Raw genomic sequence first — 17,992 nt, forward strand, 5'->3', positions numbered from 1 at the left:
GATGCAACGTCCTGCAATTGAACCAACCACACCCTGGCAAAAAAGCCCACGCCGCTTTGGAACTTATCTGCTAATGACAGTACTTGCCCTATTTAGCCTATTTCCAATTGTATTTATGCTGGTTACAGCGCTTAAAGCCGATGAGGCTCAAATTTTGCGTGAAATGAGCACATTTGCAGCATTCTTGCCAACTGGCGAGCTTTCATTGCAAAATTTTCACGATGTATTTGCGCGTGTGCCATTTGCTCAATATTTGATCAATTCAGTAGTGATTGCCCTTGCAATTGTGCTCTTTGGGTTGGTAGTTAATAGCTTAATTGCCTATGCATTGGCCCGAATGCAATTTCGGGGTCAAAAATTGCTATTGGCAATCATCATAGCCTTGATTATTATTCCATTTCAGGCAGTAGCCGTGCCATTATTGTTGATCGTCAACCAATTGCCGTGGTTTGATGGTCGGATGACCTGGCTCGATAGCTATCACGTTCAAATTATTCCATTTATTGCCGATGCTTTTTCGATTTTCCTGTTCTATCAGTTTTTCTTGAATATTCCCAAGGATATTGAGGAAGCGGCGTTGGTCGATGGAGCTAGTCGTTTTCGCATGTATGCCCAAATTATTGTGCCACTTTCCCGACCTGTGTTTGCTACCGTCGCAATTCTGCAATTTCTGACCCATTGGGGCGATTTTCTCTGGCCATTGATGGTTGTGCGCAATCCAGCGGTGCGCCCGTTGACCGTTGGTATGCAAGCCTTTTTTGGCCAAATGCCGCGCCAATGGGGCGATATTATGGCGTTTGCCACGATGGTAACCCTGCCAGTGTTGTTTATTTTTCTGCTCTTTCAAAAATGGTTTGTGCAATCGGTGGCTTCATCAGGGGTCAAGGGGTAATGGGCATAACGCGCAGGAGGAGCTTTGTTATGCAAACGGTTCAATCAAGCCTAACATCCAACCTTAGCGGGCTATTCGATACTTTATTAGCCCAACAGCTTGCCAATCCCCGCGATCGTGATATTTTTCGTGTTCGCTGGCAACGGCATTTTAACGATTGTTTTGCAGGATTACAGGCTTTGTATGCCCAGCATCCTGCATGGCCCGCCCTGCTTGAACAATTGGCTCAACGTTTGGTGTCAGCCTATGCCCAACGCCGTGATGCGCTGAAAATTCACGATTTGGCCCGCGAGATCGAGCCTGATTGGTTTGCCCAAGCACGCATGGTTGGGGGCATCTACTACGTCGATCGCTTGGCTGGCACGTTGCGCGGCGTAATTGAGCATATTGATTATTTGCAAGATTTGGGCTTGACCTATGTACATTTGATGCCGCTGTTGCAGCCGCGTTATGGCCCCAACGATGGTGGCTATGCAGTGCAAGATTATCGGGCGATTAATCACGAGCTTGGCTCAATGAGCGATTTTGTTGAATTAAGCGATTTGCTGCGCACTAACGGCATGAGCGTTTGCATCGATGTGGTCGTCAATCATACCGCCAAAGAACATGAATGGGCGCTCAAGGCGCGGGCTGGCGATCCAGCCTATTTGGATTATTACCTGACGTTTGCTGATCGCAATTTGCCTGATGCCTATGAGCAACATTTGCCCGAAGTATTTCCCGATTTTGCGCCAGGCAATTTTACCTGGTATCCAGAGCTTGGCGAGCATGGGCGTTGGGTTTGGACGACCTTCAACGAATTTCAATGGGATTTGAACTATGCTAATCCCATGGTTTGGTTGGAGATGCTCGATATTTTGTTACATTTGGCCAATTTGGGTGTTGATGTGTTGCGCTTGGATGCTGTGCCATTTATGTGGAAGCGGCTGGGCACGAATTGCCAAAATCAGCCAGAAGTGCTCGATCTGTTGCAGGCCTGGCGCGCAGCCATGCGGATCGTCTGTCCGGCGACGATTTTTAAGGCCGAGGCCATTGTTGCGCCCGATGATTTGGTGCAATATTTGGGTTTGGGCCAACGCACGGGCAAACTTTGCGAAATTGCCTATCATAATTCGTTGATGGTGTTGCTGTGGAGTGGCTTAGCCTCGCAGCGCGCCGATCTGCTGACCCAATCGTTGCTGAATATGCCTGCGACTGCTGGCAATGCCACTTGGATTACCTATGTACGCTGTCACGATGATATTGGCTGGGCGATTACTGACCAAAATGCGGCCTTGGTTGGCGAAGATGGGCCGTTGCATCGCCAATTTTTGAGCGCTTGGTATAGTGGCGAATTTACTGGCAGCTTCGCCCGTGGTGAGGTTTTTCAATACAACCCAATCACCAACGATCGGCGAATTAGTGGCATGACCGCGTCGTTGGCTGGGCTAGAACAAGCCTTAGCAAACGCCGATCCGACGGCGATTGAGTTGGCAATTCGTCGAATCGGGTTGTTGTATGCGGTGATTTTTGGCTTTGGCGGCATTCCATTAATCTATATGGGCGATGAGCTAGGCATGCTCAATGATCACAGCTATGTGCACGACCCATGCAAAGCCAACGATAACCGCTGGTTGCATCGTCCGGCCATGAATTGGGCTTTAGCAGCGCAACGCCATGACCCAACCACGCTTGCTGGACGCTTATGGCAGATGATGCGCAGCTTAATTACCATTCGCCAACAAACTCCCGCCTTGCATAGTGCTGGCCAAACCATCCCGATTTGGACCCAACAACGCCATGTTTTAGGGGTGATTCGGGTTCACCCTTTGGGGCGAATTTTAATTCTTGGAAACCTTTCCGCTGAGCCGCAACGGGTGGCGTTAAGCGTTATTCATGAGGCTGGCTTGGTCAGCAACTTGCATAATTTGTTGGAGCCAGCTCAATTAAATATCGACTTCCAAAGCGCAGAAATTGTGCTTGATAGCTACCAATGTTGCTGGCTTTGTGGACAAACAAAAAATTTTTGAGCCTGCTGGATACGGTTCCGGTAACGATTGCGGCCAAGGCCTGAATCAAGTATAGTTGCATCGATTCCCCGTTCTTTTTACAGAAGGAGCGCAACGATGCGAAATGTTCAATTACGCATTCTATTGCTTGTTGGGCTTGTAGCCGGTTTAGGTGGCGGATTAGGACTGAGCCGACCAGCAGTTCATGCTCTGCCAAGCGCCACTAGCCAGCTTCAGCCGCCACCATCCAGAGTCGCGGTGACGACCCGCAGTTTTGATAATGCGCGCACTGGAACGACCGCCGCCGAACAATTGCTTGCGCCCACCAATGTTGTCTCAAATACGTTTGGTAAATTGTTTAGCCGCACAGTTGATGGCCAAATTTATGCCCAACCCTTGTATGTGCCCGACCTCACGATGCCTGGGGTTGGGGTGCGCAATGTGGTGTTGGTTGCAACCCAGAAGAATAATGTTTATGCCTTCGATGCTGATGATCCGGCTATGAGCCAGCCGTTGTGGTCGCTCAACCTTGGCCAATTTGCCACCAGCAGCCTGCGCGAATTTGGCACGCGCTACAATGGTGGCGTGTATCAAGATATTAAACCCTATGTTGGGATTACTGGCTCGCCAGTGATTGATCCTGCGACCAATACCCTCTACGTTGTGCCATTTATTCGCTTGGGGGCGTATCAATATCAGCATCGGATGGTGGCGATTAACATCGTGACTGGCGCGATTATTCAATCGACTACTATTCAAGGCTCGGTGCCAGGCGATGGCAACGATGCGAATCCCAACGATGGTTTAGTGGTGTTCGATAGCCGCCAGCATTTGCAACGAGCTTCGTTATTGCTTGATGGCAATCGGGTGTATGTAGCGTTTGCTGGCTATGCAGATACTGATCCCTACCATGGTTGGGTTTTTGGCTACAACAAAACCACGCTCCAACGCGAATTAATCTACAACACAACGCCGCAAAAAGAAGTTACCTCGCAACCAAACGCTGCAAACGATGGCGAAGGCGGCATTTGGATGAGCGGCCAAGGCTTAACCAGCGATGGTCAAGGCAATTTGTATCTTTCGATTGGCAACGGCAGCTGGAATGCCAATTTGCCGAATGGCCGCGATTATGGCTCGTCGGTCAGCAAATTGAATATTACTAACCCACTCACGCCAACTGTTCAAACATGGTTTACGCCGTATGATTACAAAACGCTCAACACCAACGATACCGACCTTGGAACCACTGGCGCAATCTTAATTCCCAATACGAATGTGATGATTGCAGGCAGCAAGGGCGGCAAAATCTATGTCTTCAATCGCAATGATATGGGCGGTTTAGGTGTTCAACAAGGCACAACTGGGTTTGATAAGCCTGTTCCAGGCAAGTTTTATCAAAGCTTCAAGCCCCATGGTGGCTCTGGCTTTCGCGGGATTTTTGGCTCGCCAGTGGTTTGGGCTGCTGGTGGCTCAACTGGCACGCGCATGTTTGTGTGGCCAGTCAATTCGCCCTTGAAAGCCTTTCAATTCAGCACCAGCCAACCCTTGACCCCAAGCTTTATTACCACGCCTGTGGCAACCAGCACCTTACAAACTGTTCAAATGCCTGGTGGGGTGATGTCGTTGTCGTGGAATGGCACAAACGCCAATACGGGGATTGTTTGGGCAACTCACTCAACTGGCGGCAGCGCCAATACGACCACCCAGCCTGGGGTGCTACGGGCGTATAATGCCTTGACCTTGCAAGAAACCTGGAATAGCAACCAAATTGCGAGCCGCGATGCGATGGGCAATTTGGCTAAATTTAACACACCGTTGGTTGCCGATGGCAAAGTCATCGTTGGTACCTTCTCGGTTGATAGCATTACCAACACCGATAAATTGGTGGTTTATGGCCAGTTGGCGCCGCGAATTGTGCGCGAACCAGTTGATACGACCGTTTCGTTTGGCCAAAATGCTAGCGTAAATGTGACCGCAACTGGCGCCGCCAACTTGAGCTATCAATGGTATAGCGGTGCAACTGGCGATACCAGCAACCCAATTGCTGGCGCAACTGCCCCAACTTTAACCTTAACCAATGTTCAAACCAATCGTCAAGTTTGGGTGCGGGTTTCCAATGCCCAAGGCAATGTGGCGAGTATTACTGCTAGCGTGATGGTGACGAATCTTCCAACCAACACACCGACCAATACATTAACGCCAACGAATACCAGTACGCCAAGCAACACGCCAACCCCAAGTAACACCCCAACGATTACCAACACGCCAGTGGTGAGCCAATGGCGGATTTGGTTGCCAATGACCATTCGAGGCCAATAATGTTGATTGATCGTCAATTGGCGGCTCGGCTTGAGGCTGCCGATGCCCATAACTTGCGCCACTACACAACCGCAGTTGGCCAGATTGTGCCAGCGAGCAATGCAACAACAGCCTTGATTGGCGATGCAACTGCCTGCTACACTGGCCCCGACTTACCGATTAATCGGGCGGTTGGGGCTGGCAGTCAACAGCAATGGGATGCTGCGCTTTTTGGCGAATTAGCAGCGTTTTATCATCAACGCCAGCTGCCTGTGAGCCTAGAATTAACCCCATTCTGCGACCCTAGCTTGCCAGCACTCTTGGCTTTGGGCAACTATCGAATTATTCGTTGGTGGAGTGTGCTGGCTTTTGACATGCTGCGTTATACCCCTTTTAGCTCAAGTAGTGTACAATCGCGCATAATCGCAGCTGAACAACGCCAATGTTGGGTTGAGGCAATAACTGAGCGTGGCCAGAGCAGCCCAATGGGTATTACCATGGCCAATGCAGCCGCTGCGCGTAGCGATAGCCAGCTTTTTGGGGCTTGGCTTGACGCTGAGTTGATTGGCTGTGGGGCGCTGAGCATTAATTCAGAGGTTGCGACGCTGTTTTCGACCTTCGTTAGCCCAACTTGGCGGCGCCGTGGTGCCCAAACCAGCCTCATTGCAGCGCGTTTGGCCTATGCCAAGGCTCAGGGCTGTCGTTGGGCAACAGTATTGACCATCAGCGGCAGCGATTCGCAACGGATTGTAACGCGAGCTGGCTTTGAGCTTGCCTACAATAAAGTAACGCTAGAAGAGCAACGAGGAGCGTAGACAATCTATCTAGGAGGAAGCTGCACATGTATCGTGTGGAATCGGTAGCGGAACGACAAACCTTGGCCGATCTTGGGCGAAGCAAATCGCTTGGGCGTGATTTTGCGCTGATTGTCGGGTTTAGTTTGTTTGTTGCCCTCACCGCTCAAATTGCTATTCCGTTGCCTTGGACACCCGTGCCAATTACGGGCCAAACCTTGGGCGTGCTGTTGACGGGAGCGATTTTGGGGCCACGGCGTGGCGCTTTGGCAATTTTACTCTATCTGGTCGAAGGCTTGGCGGGCATGCCTGTGTTTGCTGGCATGACCAGTGGCATGGCAAAGTTGCTTGGCCCAACTGGCGGCTATCTCATGGCTTTGCCATTTGCTGCTACCTTGGTTGGTTGGCTGGCCCAACGCGGCTGGGATCGCCGAATTCCAACGGCTTTAGCAATGTTTGGGTTTGGCAATCTGATCATTTATGCAATCGGGGCATCATGGCTAAATATTTATAAAGATACTTTTGGCCAAATCAGCGTTATGTGGGCTGGGGTTTATCCCTTCTTGCTGGGCGATGCGCTGAAGATTGTGGTTGCAGCTTTGGTCTTGCCTGGGGCATGGGCCTTATTTGGGCGTGACAAACGCTAGCATTGAGCAATTTAACAGCAAACCGGCTGAATGAACTTCAGCCGGTTTGGCATTTAACGGCGAAACATGCCGAAAAAGCTGCTTTTTGGTTGGAGCTTGTGCATCAGCATCAGCCGATATTGGCCCCAATCGCCAGGATCACGCTCGATGCGCAAATCGTAGTGCTGATTGATATAGACTGGGCCATATTCGTTATTGGCCGATTGGCTCAAGCCACGTTTGGAGCCTTCCTCTTTAAGTCGCTCGACGATTGGTGCAAGCTCGACGCCTTGCATCAAGATTTCACGCTTCACGTTCATCTCAGGAACTCCTTGGTTATTTGAATATGTAGATATGAATTGAAGAATGCCGTTGTAGTTTGTATCCTATCATGGTGTGCAAGAGCTATGCCAGAGCCATGCGTCCTCGCAACGATAGAACGTAGTAGAAGGATGAAGGATGAAGTATGAGGGATGAGATAAAAATCAGAAGGCAAAAGGCAGAAGTCAAAAAGAGAATAGGGCTATTGGCTGGAGGCTAGAGGCTATCGGGCAATTTGTGGCGAAAAAGCGGCTCATTGTTAACGCAGAGGCGCAGAGTTGCGAAAGGATGAAGGATGAGGGATGAAGGAACATTATCACAAAAATCTGTGGAATCGGTGGCTAAAACGTAGCCTTCGTGCGCTTTGTGGATCAAACCTTTAACGCAGAGGCGCAGAGGAATTATGGCTATGGGCTGAAGGCTTTAGGCTATCGGGCATTTGGGGATAACGTCAAAAGCCAATAGCCTCATCTTCGTGCTCTTCGTGGATCAAAATCCTATGTTCTATGTTCTTTGCTCTATGCTCTTTGCTCGTGCTGCGGGCCGCGTGGTGGTGGGCCTGCTGCTTGCAATTCTGCATGTTCTGCATCGCTAAACACTCGTGAACGAGTGAGAAAGCGCACGCCTTCGGGCGCTTCGACCGAAAAGCCACTACCACGACCTTTGACTACATCAATTGTCAATTGGGTGTGCTGCCAATATTCAAATTGCGGCCCGCTGATATAAAACGGGCAGCCAGCAATCTCACCAAGATACACATCGTGCTGACCAACCCGAAATTCTTTGCGCGGATAGCACATTGGCGCGCTACCATCGCAACAGCCACCAGATTGATGAAACATGAGTGGGCCATGCAATTGGCTGAGTTTGTCAATTAAGGCTGTGGTTTGTTCGGTTGCGAGCACTCGTTCAACGGTCATGATGCAACTCCTTGTTGCGTTGGCAGCACTACCGCAAGCCAAAACCTGCGGTAGTGCGCCGTTTGGGATTTAGAAGAAGCCCATTGGATTGGGATCGTAGCTGACCAACAAATTTTTGACCTGTTGATAGTGATTGAGCATCATCTTATGGTTTTCGCGGCCAATCCCTGATTGTTTGTAGCCACCAAAGGCAGCGTGGGCAGGGTACAAGTGATAGCAGTTAGTCCAGACGCGGCCAGCTTGAATCGCCCGACCCATGCGATAGGCGGTATTCATATCGCGCGTCCACAACCCAGCGCCCAAGCCATACAACGTGTCGTTGGCAATACTCAAGGCATCGTCAAAATCATCGAACGAGGTTACTGAAACTACCGGCCCAAAAATTTCTTCTTGGAAGATGCGCATGCGGTTGTTGCCAGCAAAGATCGTTGGCTGAATATAATAGCCTTCGGCCAGATCGCCGCTCATTTCAGCTTTAGCTCCACCAGTTAAGATTTTTGCGCCTTCGTCGCGGCCAATCGCCAAGTAGGATAAGATTTTTTCGTATTGATCGTTTGAGGCTTGGGCACCGACTGTGGTGGCAGGATCAAGTGGATTACCTTGAATACAGCGTTTGGTGCGCTCGACGGCGCGTTCTAAAAACTCACCATAAATTGATTTTTGAATTAATGCCCGTGACGGACAGGTACAAACTTCGCCTTGATTGAGCGCAAACATTGTAAAGCCTTCGAGCGCTTTATCAAAAAAGGCATCTTGTTTGCTCAACACATCCTCAAAGAAGATGTTGGGCGATTTGCCGCCCAGCTCTAGGGTTACGGGAATAATATTTTCCGAGGCATATTGCATAATCAAGCGGCCTGTGGTGGTTTCGCCGGTAAAAGCAATTTTGGCAATCCGATTGCTGCTCGCCAAGGGCTTGCCAGCTTCGATACCAAAGCCATTGACCACATTCACCACGCCTGGTGGCAGCAAATCGCCGATCAATTCCATTAACAAGAGAATTGTGGTGGGCGTTTGCTCGGCGGGCTTGAGCACAACACAATTGCCAGCAGCCAACGCTGGGGCCAATTTCCAAGTTGCCATCAAAATTGGGAAATTCCAAGGGATGATTTGGCCAACCACGCCCAACGGCTCATAAAAATGATAGGCAATCGTATTTTCATCGACGGTGGCGGCGGTGCCTTCTTGGGCGCGAATTGCCCCAGCGAAGTAGCGGAAGTGATCGATTGCCAGGGGCATGTCGGCGGCGAGGGTTTCGCGCACTGGCTTGCCATTTTCCCACGTTTCGGCGACTGCCAACATTTCAAGATTGGCTTCCATGCGGTCGGCAATCTTATTCAGAATGTTGGCTCGTTCTGCTGGTGAGGTTGCACCCCAAGCAGCTTTGGCAGCGTGAGCCGCATCGAGCGCTTTTTCGATGTCTTCGGCGGTAGAACGCGGAACTTCACAGAACGGCTTGCCATTGACAGGGCTGATGTTTTCGAAATACATGCCTTTGACTGGCTCGACAAACTCGCCATTGATGTAGTTGCCATAACGCGACTTAAAACTGACCTTACTGCCCGGCTGATTGGGATTGGTGTAGACCACAGTGTCCTCCAATAGCATGTTTCAAGCTTGGGCCAACATGGGTGGGGGATGTTCCAAAACCAGAGGTGAAGCGTTTCCAACGTCGTGTTTCTATCATATCACAAAAGGCAGGAGAAAGAACATAGAGCATAGAACATAGAACATAGGGAGCAGGGATAGAGAATCGGGATTTAACGCAGCGGCGCAGAACGAATCAAGGATGAAGGATGAGGGATGAGGGATGAGGGCTAAAAGCAGAAGTGAAAAAATGTAGGCTATGGGCTGTAGGCGTTGGATTTTGAGAACATAATCAAGCAAATCTGTGGCATCTGTGGCTAAAAAATAATCAGTATTCGGGCAACACATGAATCAATTTATTTAACGCAGAGGCGCAGAGCGAATGAAGGATGAAGGATGAAGGATGAGGGCTAAAAGTCAAAAGTCAAAAGGCAGAAGTGAAAAAAATGTAGGCTATGGGCTGATGGCATTGGTCTAGCAAAAACTGAATCAACATAATCTGTGCAATCTGTGGCGAAAAAACGTGCTTCGCGCTCTTCGTGCGCTTCGCGGTTTCCAAACTTACGATGCTCTATGTTCTATGCCCTTGCTTCGGCTAAAATATGGTAGAGCTGCCTAATTGCCTCTTTGCGGCGACGATAATATTCGCTTTTGGAGAGGTGTAAGTGCTCTGCTTGGGCTTGCGGAGCCTGCAAATGCACAAATTCACCCTCCAAAATCGCCAAAGTTTCCAACACATTCAATTGCAGCGCCTCTCGAATAACGGTGGCAATTTTGGCTTGGGTTTGCAGCCCACGTTGATAATCACTAGTGCTATGCGGAAATAAATATTTAGCCAAATGGCTTGCTCCAAGCCCGACCAAGCCTTGCCGATGCAGCTGAAGCAGCGCTTTGGTTAGGTCTTCTTCGCTCAAGGCTGGGCTTGGCGTTGGCGCAAGCAGCCGCAGGCGCAAAATATTCAGCAAGGCCTGGCTGCCGATTGGCGCTTGTTGGTTGCTTGCTGCTAGCGCTTGCTCGATTCGTTGGGCCAAATCTGGCGTGGCTGGCTTTTCAAGCACTGCATCGCAACCAAAGGCAATTGCCGTTTGATGAACTTCGCTGGCACTCAACGCAGTCAAGGCCACAATTGCTAGTTGCGGCAAACTCCCATTGGCGATTTGAATTTGCAATTGCAAAGCCAGGTTTGCTCCCGCCAACGACGATGCAACCACCTGCTGAAGCGCTGGATCGTTGGGCAAATTCAGGTCGAGCAGCAACAGAATTTGGCTTGGCTGATAGCTCGTCAAGGCGTGCTGCAATTGCTCGGTCGCTTGTTTGCTCGAACGGGCCAAACTGGTTTGATAACCAGCTGCTTGTAAATAGCGCGCTGCCAGTTGGCGATCGACTGCGAGATCATCAACAATAATGCAATACTTGCTCATTCAACATCCTGTGGAAACCGCATATGCAGCGTGCAGCCGATTGCTGAATCGAGCACATGCAAGGTTGCTGTTGCTTGCTTCAGCATTTGTTGCACTTGCTTCAAGCCCAAGCCTTGGCTGATTGGGCTGAAATCGCCGCGATTCAGCGCGGCGCGTAAATCTGGATGCATTCCAGCGCCATCATCGCTGATTTCGATTACCAAATGGTCGTTGTGCTGAAAACTGCGAATAACGACCTGCTGTTGGCAACGACTCAAACTATTATCAAGCAGATTAAACAACGCCCGCTCAAATTGCTCACGATCGGCAATAATGCGACTGCCAGCGGCGATTTCGAGGCTTACATTGGCGATAGGTTCGGTATAGTAGGCTGCCAAACCGTTGATTGCTGGTTGCAGTTGAGTCAAACATTGCTCAAGCTCGATGCCGGTCAGGTTGGCGCGTTGGGTTGCCAATTGGTGGCGTGCTTGATCAAGCAAATTGTTGAGTTGGCGCTCGACTCGTTGGGTTGCCGCCAAGGCTGGCTGGATTGTGGGGCTGGTGAATGGTTGCTCAAAGGCTAAATGGTGGAGCAAGCCTTGGACGCTTTTTAGTGGCTGGCGCAAATCGTGTTTGAGCAAACTAAGCTGTTGGACATGTTGCTGCAAATCTTGAAGTTGTTGCTGCATGCTACTTTGTTGCTCTACCAGTTGCATTGTTTGGGCATGTTGCTGGCTGGCGTAGCGTAAGGTTTGGCGCGAAACGAGGCCAATGGCGCTGCACATCAACACAATGCTCAGCACCACAATTATCACCAACAACCATTCGTTGAAGATAATCGAGTGACCTGCTGCTAGATAATTCAGCCCGATCAAGCCACTGCTGTAGCCCAAAACCTGCCAAAATGGCATGACGACTGCAAAACCACAGACTGCAAATAATTCAAAAATAAGCACATTCGGCGACCGCATGGCATACGCCAAGCTTGCATTATGGCTAATTGCAATCAGCATGCTCGCATGCCAAGCCCAATTAATCTGTTTACGTTGTAGCAACCACCAAACCAGCACCGGATTGAGCAGACTGCGGGCCAGGTGTAAGCCAAAAACCGCCATTGATTGCTGCTGATTGATTACAGCCAAGCCAAGCACGAGGGTAAATGGCAAAGCCAGCCCACATGCCAGCAGCGTGATGAGCACTATTAGCCGCCGCTTGTGATGCGCAAGCAATTGCTGATAGTGCTGCTGAATTTGTTGTTCGTCAAGGCTTGGCTGAATCATAACCAATTCGCGATTTAAGCAAGGTTACCATTGCATGATAATCGTAATCAAACAGCCAACCAAAACAGCAAAACAACATAAAGCTATTGAGCAAGCTACTTATGATTAATGCTCCTAGCTCAAATGGCAGCAAATAAGCCACAATGCTATGCAAAAAATCAATGCAGCCCACAATTAATAGCCCAATCAGCCCAAATACGAGCAGCTTGAACAATCCTTGTGGACGAAGATTATATATCAAGATCAACGCAGTTAATAGTGCAACCACAGCATGAATTAGCCATTGATGACTTAACATGAGCTTACCAACGTTCGATCATTAATTGCAGTACCAAACAGCTAAATAGCCCTAGCCCGCAACCTAAGCCAATGATGATCATGGGCCAAAAAAGTCGTTTAGCCTCGCGATCAAACTTCAACACCATGCACTCCTCAACTAGCTCCCCAGCGCTTTACTCAACCCTAGTTTACTCACGTTTGGTTGAATTGGGTTAAACTTTTTCCCAGCTTTTTCCCAAGCTAAATCGCTAAAATGCTGGCTGGGCTAGGCACCAGATCGCGGCTAACTACCCGCTCGTTAGCCCGGTCGGGGGCTAAAATATCGATCGGTTCTTGAGGTTCGAGCTTATTTTCAGGCCCAGTCGTAAACCACGGCGTGATCCGCAAGCGCCAGCCATTCAGGGTTTCATCGACATTAAAGGTCAGCAAGCTTTGCAACAGTGGCGCCCGATCGTGGTTTAGCGCATTGGTGTAGCCAAGATTTAAGATGTTTGGCTCTTGGCCAACCAACCAGCGCCGCAAGCCCCAAACTTGATTTTCGACCTCGATTTTGCCGTTGAATTTGGCTCGCAATTGTTGGGCGGTGGGAAAAACCTCGCGCAACATCACCTGATCAACAATTTCTTGATCATCGTCGCGATAGACAAAGCGCGATTCTAAGGGAGTCATGCCGCTAGGCGTGTGCCAATGTAAATCAACAGGCTTGCTGAGGTACGCGCCACCACCGCCATTAACAAAGTGGTGGGCAATGTGTTGAGTTCCGCGCAAGGTGATATAGCGCGATTCGTAGTGTTGGTAGGCATGGGTATCGCCGCCAATAACCACGTGGGTTTCGTAGCGCCGCAACAATTCGTACAACTGCCGCATGCCAGGGTGATCGGCAAAGGCTCCATTGACATACAATGGCTCGCTGAGCACAACCGCAATGATTTTTTGCTGGTTGAAGGCCGCTAGCAAGCAACTTTCTAACCATTCCAATTGAATCGGATCGACATTGCCAATGCAGCCTGTATCGACCGCCAACAACACAAATGGCACAGGATCGAAGCTTAATTCAAAAAATGGCAAGCGTTGCTGGGTTTGCGGTTCGTTGAGGTCGCCGCCAAGCCTTGTAAGGCCATAGCGCTCGCGCAAACTCCGCACTTCGTTCCAGCGGAATTGGCCCCACGGATAGCCATAGCGTGCCCAAGGCCCCGTTTTGAGCGCTTTGGCCCATTGTTGCAGCTGTGGGTCGCGGCTATCGACGTGGGCAGCAGCATAGCCAAAATTCAGCATCAAGCCTTTTAAATCGTTGTACCAATCGTGATTCCCAGCTAAGCCATAGATCAAGGGTGGCGTTTCGCTTTGGCTAGCATAAGGTCGATAGAGCGTGCGCTCATAATCCATTAACTCGCCAGCTGGGTACACAATATCTGAGCTGAGAATTGTAAAGGTTGGGTAGGCAGGATTGGCCGGGCCTTGTTGGGCAAGGCGGCTATTTTCGCTGACAATCGGCGGGGCAATTTGCGATTCATCGCCCTCGCCCGGGTCGCCAATCACGGCGAAGGTAAATCCACGTTGCGGGTTTTGCACAGGCTTGATTCGCGCAGCTTTGGCCACATCGCGCGCTGCTTTGCTGCCCACAATATGCTCGATATAGGCCATGCGCACAGTATCGGCCAAATCGCTTTCGGCCCATGGCGGCACGCCCCAACGTGGCATTAACGTATATTTCAAATGTGGCAACAAGGTGCGCCAATTGGGCGGGTCGATCCACGAGAAGCTGCCACTTTTGAGCAAGCGCCGCACTAGGTAGAAGCCCAAATAATAAATTGTCAGCAAAACAGACAAGGTTGCCAGCAATTCAACCCAATTTTTAATCGCATCGATAAAGCGCGTTTCGCTATCCAAGATGCGGGCTGGCACCAACAACAGCTCTAAAATAATGGCAATTCCGCTGACCGTGAGCAGCACCATACATAAAAATTGCACTACCAGCAAAACCCCACCGATGTAGCTTGATGGTGAGCGATCGCCAGCCCGCAAGCGGCGACGTAGCTCGCGATAGAGCGTCAGCAAGCCCATAATTGCCAACGAGCTAGCAATCACCGTTCGTAGTTGCGGAAAGGGCAGCAAGGCCAAGGTGAGCATTGTTGTGCTGACCGCAAAGACTTTAATCAGCAACAACGCGGCTCCAGCAAGCTCCATCATCATAATTCTGCGATGCGCCCAGTGCGAGGTTTCGATCCAAATTAAACTAAGCACTAAGATGGTTGTGATGATCAAATAGGTGCGGGCCGAGCTGGGCATGCCCAACGCCACCAGATAATCAGCAATTGTTCCAAGTAGCATAATTCACCTCATCACAACATGTTTGGGGAAAGCTTCGATTGATTCAAGTATCCCTGCTTGGGCTGATTTTTCCAAGCAGGGATGATTGCAATTGACTAACAAACTTAGCGCGATTGTTGTTTGGCGAGGCGTTCGTTGCCACGTTTGAAGTTGCCAGTGATTTTGGCCATCACCAGTTGGGCAGCCTCGCCTTCAAGCTCGGCGATGTTGGCGAGAAAACGTTGGGCTTTGGGGCCGCTCAAAATCATCACTTGTTTGCCATACCAGCTAATAAAAACTTTGCCAGCTTTGCTGACTGAATAATCGAAGGCTTCGGCTTCGACGGCGTTGAGTTTGCGTGGGGCTGGTTCTTCGTTCGGTTCTTCATCAACGGTTTCAGGCTCGATTGGTTCGCTCAAGGTTGGCGACTCCTTCGCAAAAAATTAGCGTCGGCGCACTTCGGGCGGAATTGCCGCAAGCCAGCCAAGCTGAACCACTGCCCATAAGCCCAATAGAATTGCTTCGGCTGCATCGTGACGCAATGAGGTGGGGCGTGGTGCATCCGACCATTCGATAACGCGGCGGGCTAGTTCATCGGCAACAGCTTTGGCTTGCTCTCCAGTGCGTTGTTCACGAGCATATAACAAGGTTGCGCGCCAAACCTCAGCACTTGTACGGATCAATTCTAGGTCGCGGCGGGTAGCTTCGCGCTCCCAAACATCAGCAATTTGGCCGCCGCCTTCGAGCACCAACACGCTTAAATCGCTAATTTCGGCCAATTGGCCACTGCTGCCCTTGCGCAAACGTGCCAACGAGCCATAGTTATGCGAACGATACCACACCAGTTTGCCTGCGCGGTTGTAGCATGCAAATCCGGTGCGAATGCCTAAATCAACCGCGAGTAAACTCATTAGCGTTCTCCAAAACTATCGCCGCGTTGCTGGTTGCTCAGCTCTTGATTGTAGGCATCGAGGCCACCAATCGCTCGTTGCAGATGACCATCGGCTTCTTGCAAGCGCAAAGCTGCGCGGTTCGCAATTGCCACGTTATAGTTGGTATAGTATTCCAAAATATCATCAAACGCCGCTTGTTCTAATTGCAGGCCTTGTTTGTATTCATCGTGAATTTCGGCCAAAATATCGGGTGCTTTGATGCGCTCTAAATCGGTGTAGGCTTGGCGCACAACATCGCGATAGCGTTTGGCAGCCTCAATTTGCTCGGTGGCCACGGTCGAGCGATCGCTGGTTTCGCGATAGCTGGTCGCTGCTTGATCGAGGCGCTGGCGAATTTCGCCAACTTGGCTTAAATAGCGCAACAGCTCTGCTTGATTAATTTCCGAGGCCGCAACTACCGCCTGTGCATCAGGCTGATTAGGGTTGGCGAGTTCGAGCATTGGCGGCACTTCTGGCAAGGGCTGGCCTTTGGCCACCGCCAGCATCACCCCAGTAAAGCTAATTGCCAGAATCAAGGCAACCAAGGATGCGACGCGCACAATTTTGCCGCTGCGCTCAGAATCGCGCCATTCTTGCCACCACGCTTTTTCAACCGCCGGAGCCGCTTCTGCAGCTCGCTCCTCGATGGTGGGAATGCTAATTTGTTGCAAGGCGCTTGGCGGCTTGGGCGTGGTAATGCTGGCAGCTTTGGTTTGTTGTTGCTGCTGAATCCAGACTAACCCTTTGCGAGCTTGTTGATTATCGGGGTTGATTTTGAGCGCAGATTGCAAACAAAATTCGATGTCACGCTGCTCGTCGAGCACTCCGCTTAGCCAAAGCCAAGCCTGCTCATGGCGTGGATCAAGCTGAACTGCCTTGGTCAACAAACCAGCAGCAATTCGGCGTTGACCGCCGCGCGCCGCCGCCAAACCACGCTCATACAAGCGCTGCGCCTCAACACTGTAGGTTGTAATGCCTTGTTCCATATGTATAACTCAAAAGGCAAAAAGCAGAAGTCAAAATCACCAAGCTATGAATAAGAATTTTGCCTTTTGCCCTTTGCCTTCTGCCTTTCTGATTAATGGCCTGGAATATAGCGATTGATTGAGCGTTGCACGATCAACGGATCTTGCTTTAACGATTCGCGAATGTAAGTCCAGTTTTGGGGATCTTCGCTGCCCAAGCGCCAAATCGCAATCCCAGCTAAATCGTTTTCGCGAATCATCTCCATTTTGGCGGTCAGCGAGCGATAATTCGAAAACCAGACTGTTCGTCCCGCGTAGCTAAATGTGGATTCTTGCACTTGCTGGCCGCCATCTTCTTCGACCAAGCGAATTTGGGGCTGATAGGCTGCCTTAATTTCTTCGACCTCGGTATAGGTGCGGGCGATCCCGAAGCCGCCATTATTTGGCCAATCGTAGGCATAAAACGAAATGCCAATTTGAATCTTGCTGGGGTCGACTTGGGTTTTGGCATATTCGGCAACTGCCTTGACCCAGAACATTGGTGCAATTGGGCCTGGTTCTGAGCCACGCCAGCTATAATCGTAGGTCATAATCCGCAAGCGATCGACCACTTTGCCCAAATCTGCATAGTTTTGGTAATCGGGACGGCCTGTGTGGGCATGCACAGCCACGGTCAGCAATTTATTTTCTGCATGCAGCGCTGCGCCTAATTCAGTCATAAAGGCGGTAAATTCATCTTCATAATCAAGCGAAAGCGATTCATAATCAATGTCGATGCCATCGTAGCCATAGGTGCGCACTTCTTCCATAATAATTTTAATATGGTTGGTGCGGCTTTCTGGCGTAGCCAAGGCCACTGAAGCAGCTTCCAAATCTTCAATATTATGAATGGTTGGAATGATCAGAACATTATTTTCTTTGGCAATCTGCACCAATTCTGCATCACGCGAGCCAATATCGGCGATCAGCGTGCCATCGGGTCGTACACCATACCAAAATGGGCTGACCTCATCGAGAATATCTTTATTGGCCTCGAAGGTAGCGCGGGCGGCTTCTGCATCAAACGAGGTTGGTAGCCAAGCAGCGACATAGCGCCCAGTTTTAGGGTGCACGCCGCGCACATCGTTGGCGCTCGCAGGCAGCTCAGAGCCACCTTGGCCATCGGCAACCGTGTTTGGCAACGGCTGCAAGGTTGGCGCAACGAAGGTCGGCATCGGCAAGGCGGTTGAGGTTGGGCGAGGTAGCAGGGCTTGGGCGGCGGCATCAGCGGCGCGGCTATGTTTGATTCGTAAATCGATAAACTGCCAGAGAAACACGATCCAAACCAAAATTCCGATTGCCACAGCCCCACGAAAAAGATGACGAAACATAACAATTCACTCGATCAAAGAAATGCTTAG

At 50.3% G+C, this 17,992-nt stretch carries 16 protein-coding genes; 5 read left to right on the forward strand and 11 right to left on the reverse strand.

The genetic code is table 11. The annotated features are described in order from the left end of the window. Position 1: 1 nt before the first annotated feature. The 5 genes from SE18_RS09820 to SE18_RS09840 all read left to right on the forward strand — a co-directional run bounded on the left by SE18_RS09820 (position 2) and on the right by SE18_RS09840 (position 6,619). Positions 2–892, forward strand: a complete 891-nt coding sequence (locus tag SE18_RS09820; protein ID WP_054534269.1) for a carbohydrate ABC transporter permease — start codon at positions 2–4, stop codon at positions 890–892. Between the two features lie 29 nt (positions 893–921). Further along, the gene (locus tag SE18_RS09825) at positions 922–2,901 is read left to right on the forward strand and encodes an alpha-amylase family protein (protein ID WP_054534270.1); all 1,980 of its coding nucleotides are present in this window, start codon (positions 922–924) and stop codon (positions 2,899–2,901) included. Between the two features lie 96 nt (positions 2,902–2,997). Beyond that, positions 2,998–5,199: an immunoglobulin domain-containing protein gene (locus tag SE18_RS09830; RefSeq protein ID WP_054534271.1), complete on the forward strand. Its 2,202-nt coding sequence runs from the start codon at positions 2,998–3,000 to the stop codon at positions 5,197–5,199. Next, entirely contained in the window at positions 5,199–5,993 is a 795-nt protein-coding gene (locus SE18_RS09835; protein ID WP_054534272.1) for a GNAT family N-acetyltransferase, read from the forward strand. Before SE18_RS09830 ends, SE18_RS09835 begins: the two co-directional genes overlap by 1 nt. A gap of 26 nt (positions 5,994–6,019) precedes the next feature. Then, a complete protein-coding gene (locus SE18_RS09840) occupies positions 6,020–6,619 on the forward strand; it encodes a biotin transporter BioY (protein WP_054534273.1) in 600 nt (199 codons plus the stop codon). Positions 6,620–6,672: 53 nt separating this feature from the next. Here the strand turns inward: SE18_RS09840 and SE18_RS09845 are convergent, their stop codons facing one another. From SE18_RS09845 to SE18_RS09895, 11 genes are all read right to left on the reverse strand, one after another. Continuing rightward, a complete protein-coding gene (locus SE18_RS09845) occupies positions 6,673–6,918 on the reverse strand; it encodes a hypothetical protein (RefSeq protein ID WP_054534274.1) in 246 nt (81 codons plus the stop codon). A 519-nt stretch (positions 6,919–7,437) separates the two neighbouring features. After that, positions 7,438–7,839: a DUF779 domain-containing protein gene (locus tag SE18_RS09850; protein WP_054534275.1), complete on the reverse strand. Its 402-nt coding sequence runs from the start codon at positions 7,837–7,839 to the stop codon at positions 7,438–7,440. 69 nt (positions 7,840–7,908) lie between these two features. Then, the gene (gene exaC, locus SE18_RS09855) at positions 7,909–9,429 is read right to left on the reverse strand and encodes an acetaldehyde dehydrogenase ExaC (RefSeq protein WP_054534276.1); all 1,521 of its coding nucleotides are present in this window, start codon (positions 9,427–9,429) and stop codon (positions 7,909–7,911) included. 575 nt (positions 9,430–10,004) lie between these two features. Continuing rightward, complete coding sequence (locus SE18_RS09860; RefSeq protein ID WP_054534277.1) at positions 10,005–10,847, reverse strand: response regulator; 843 nt, start codon at positions 10,845–10,847, stop codon at positions 10,005–10,007. After that, positions 10,844–12,106, reverse strand: coding sequence for a sensor histidine kinase (locus tag SE18_RS09865; protein ID WP_054534278.1), 1,263 nt, complete (start codon positions 12,104–12,106; stop codon positions 10,844–10,846). The genes SE18_RS09860 and SE18_RS09865 overlap by 4 nt, the downstream gene beginning before the upstream one ends. Continuing rightward, complete coding sequence (locus tag SE18_RS27465; protein ID WP_054534279.1) at positions 12,087–12,404, reverse strand: hypothetical protein; 318 nt, start codon at positions 12,402–12,404, stop codon at positions 12,087–12,089. The genes SE18_RS09865 and SE18_RS27465 overlap by 20 nt, the downstream gene beginning before the upstream one ends. A 221-nt stretch (positions 12,405–12,625) precedes the next feature. Continuing rightward, complete coding sequence (locus SE18_RS09875; RefSeq protein WP_054534280.1) at positions 12,626–14,716, reverse strand: metallophosphoesterase; 2,091 nt, start codon at positions 14,714–14,716, stop codon at positions 12,626–12,628. Positions 14,717–14,820: 104 nt separating this feature from the next. Further along, complete coding sequence (locus tag SE18_RS09880) at positions 14,821–15,114, reverse strand: hypothetical protein (protein WP_201783485.1); 294 nt, start codon at positions 15,112–15,114, stop codon at positions 14,821–14,823. Between the two features lie 24 nt (positions 15,115–15,138). Continuing rightward, positions 15,139–15,606: a hypothetical protein gene (locus SE18_RS09885; protein WP_054534281.1), complete on the reverse strand. Its 468-nt coding sequence runs from the start codon at positions 15,604–15,606 to the stop codon at positions 15,139–15,141. After that, positions 15,606–16,613, reverse strand: coding sequence for a hypothetical protein (locus SE18_RS09890; RefSeq protein WP_054534282.1), 1,008 nt, complete (start codon positions 16,611–16,613; stop codon positions 15,606–15,608). The genes SE18_RS09885 and SE18_RS09890 overlap by 1 nt, the downstream gene beginning before the upstream one ends. Before the next feature lie 92 nt (positions 16,614–16,705). Further along, positions 16,706–17,962 carry a glycosyl hydrolase family 18 protein gene (locus SE18_RS09895; protein ID WP_054534283.1) on the reverse strand — a complete coding sequence of 419 codons (1,257 nt, stop codon included), beginning with the start codon at positions 17,960–17,962 and terminating at the stop codon, positions 16,706–16,708. Positions 17,963–17,992: the final 30 nt, after the last annotated feature.

This window comes from Herpetosiphon geysericola, from assembly GCF_001306135.1.
Classification (GTDB): Bacteria; Chloroflexota; Chloroflexia; order Chloroflexales; family Herpetosiphonaceae; genus Herpetosiphon; species Herpetosiphon geysericola.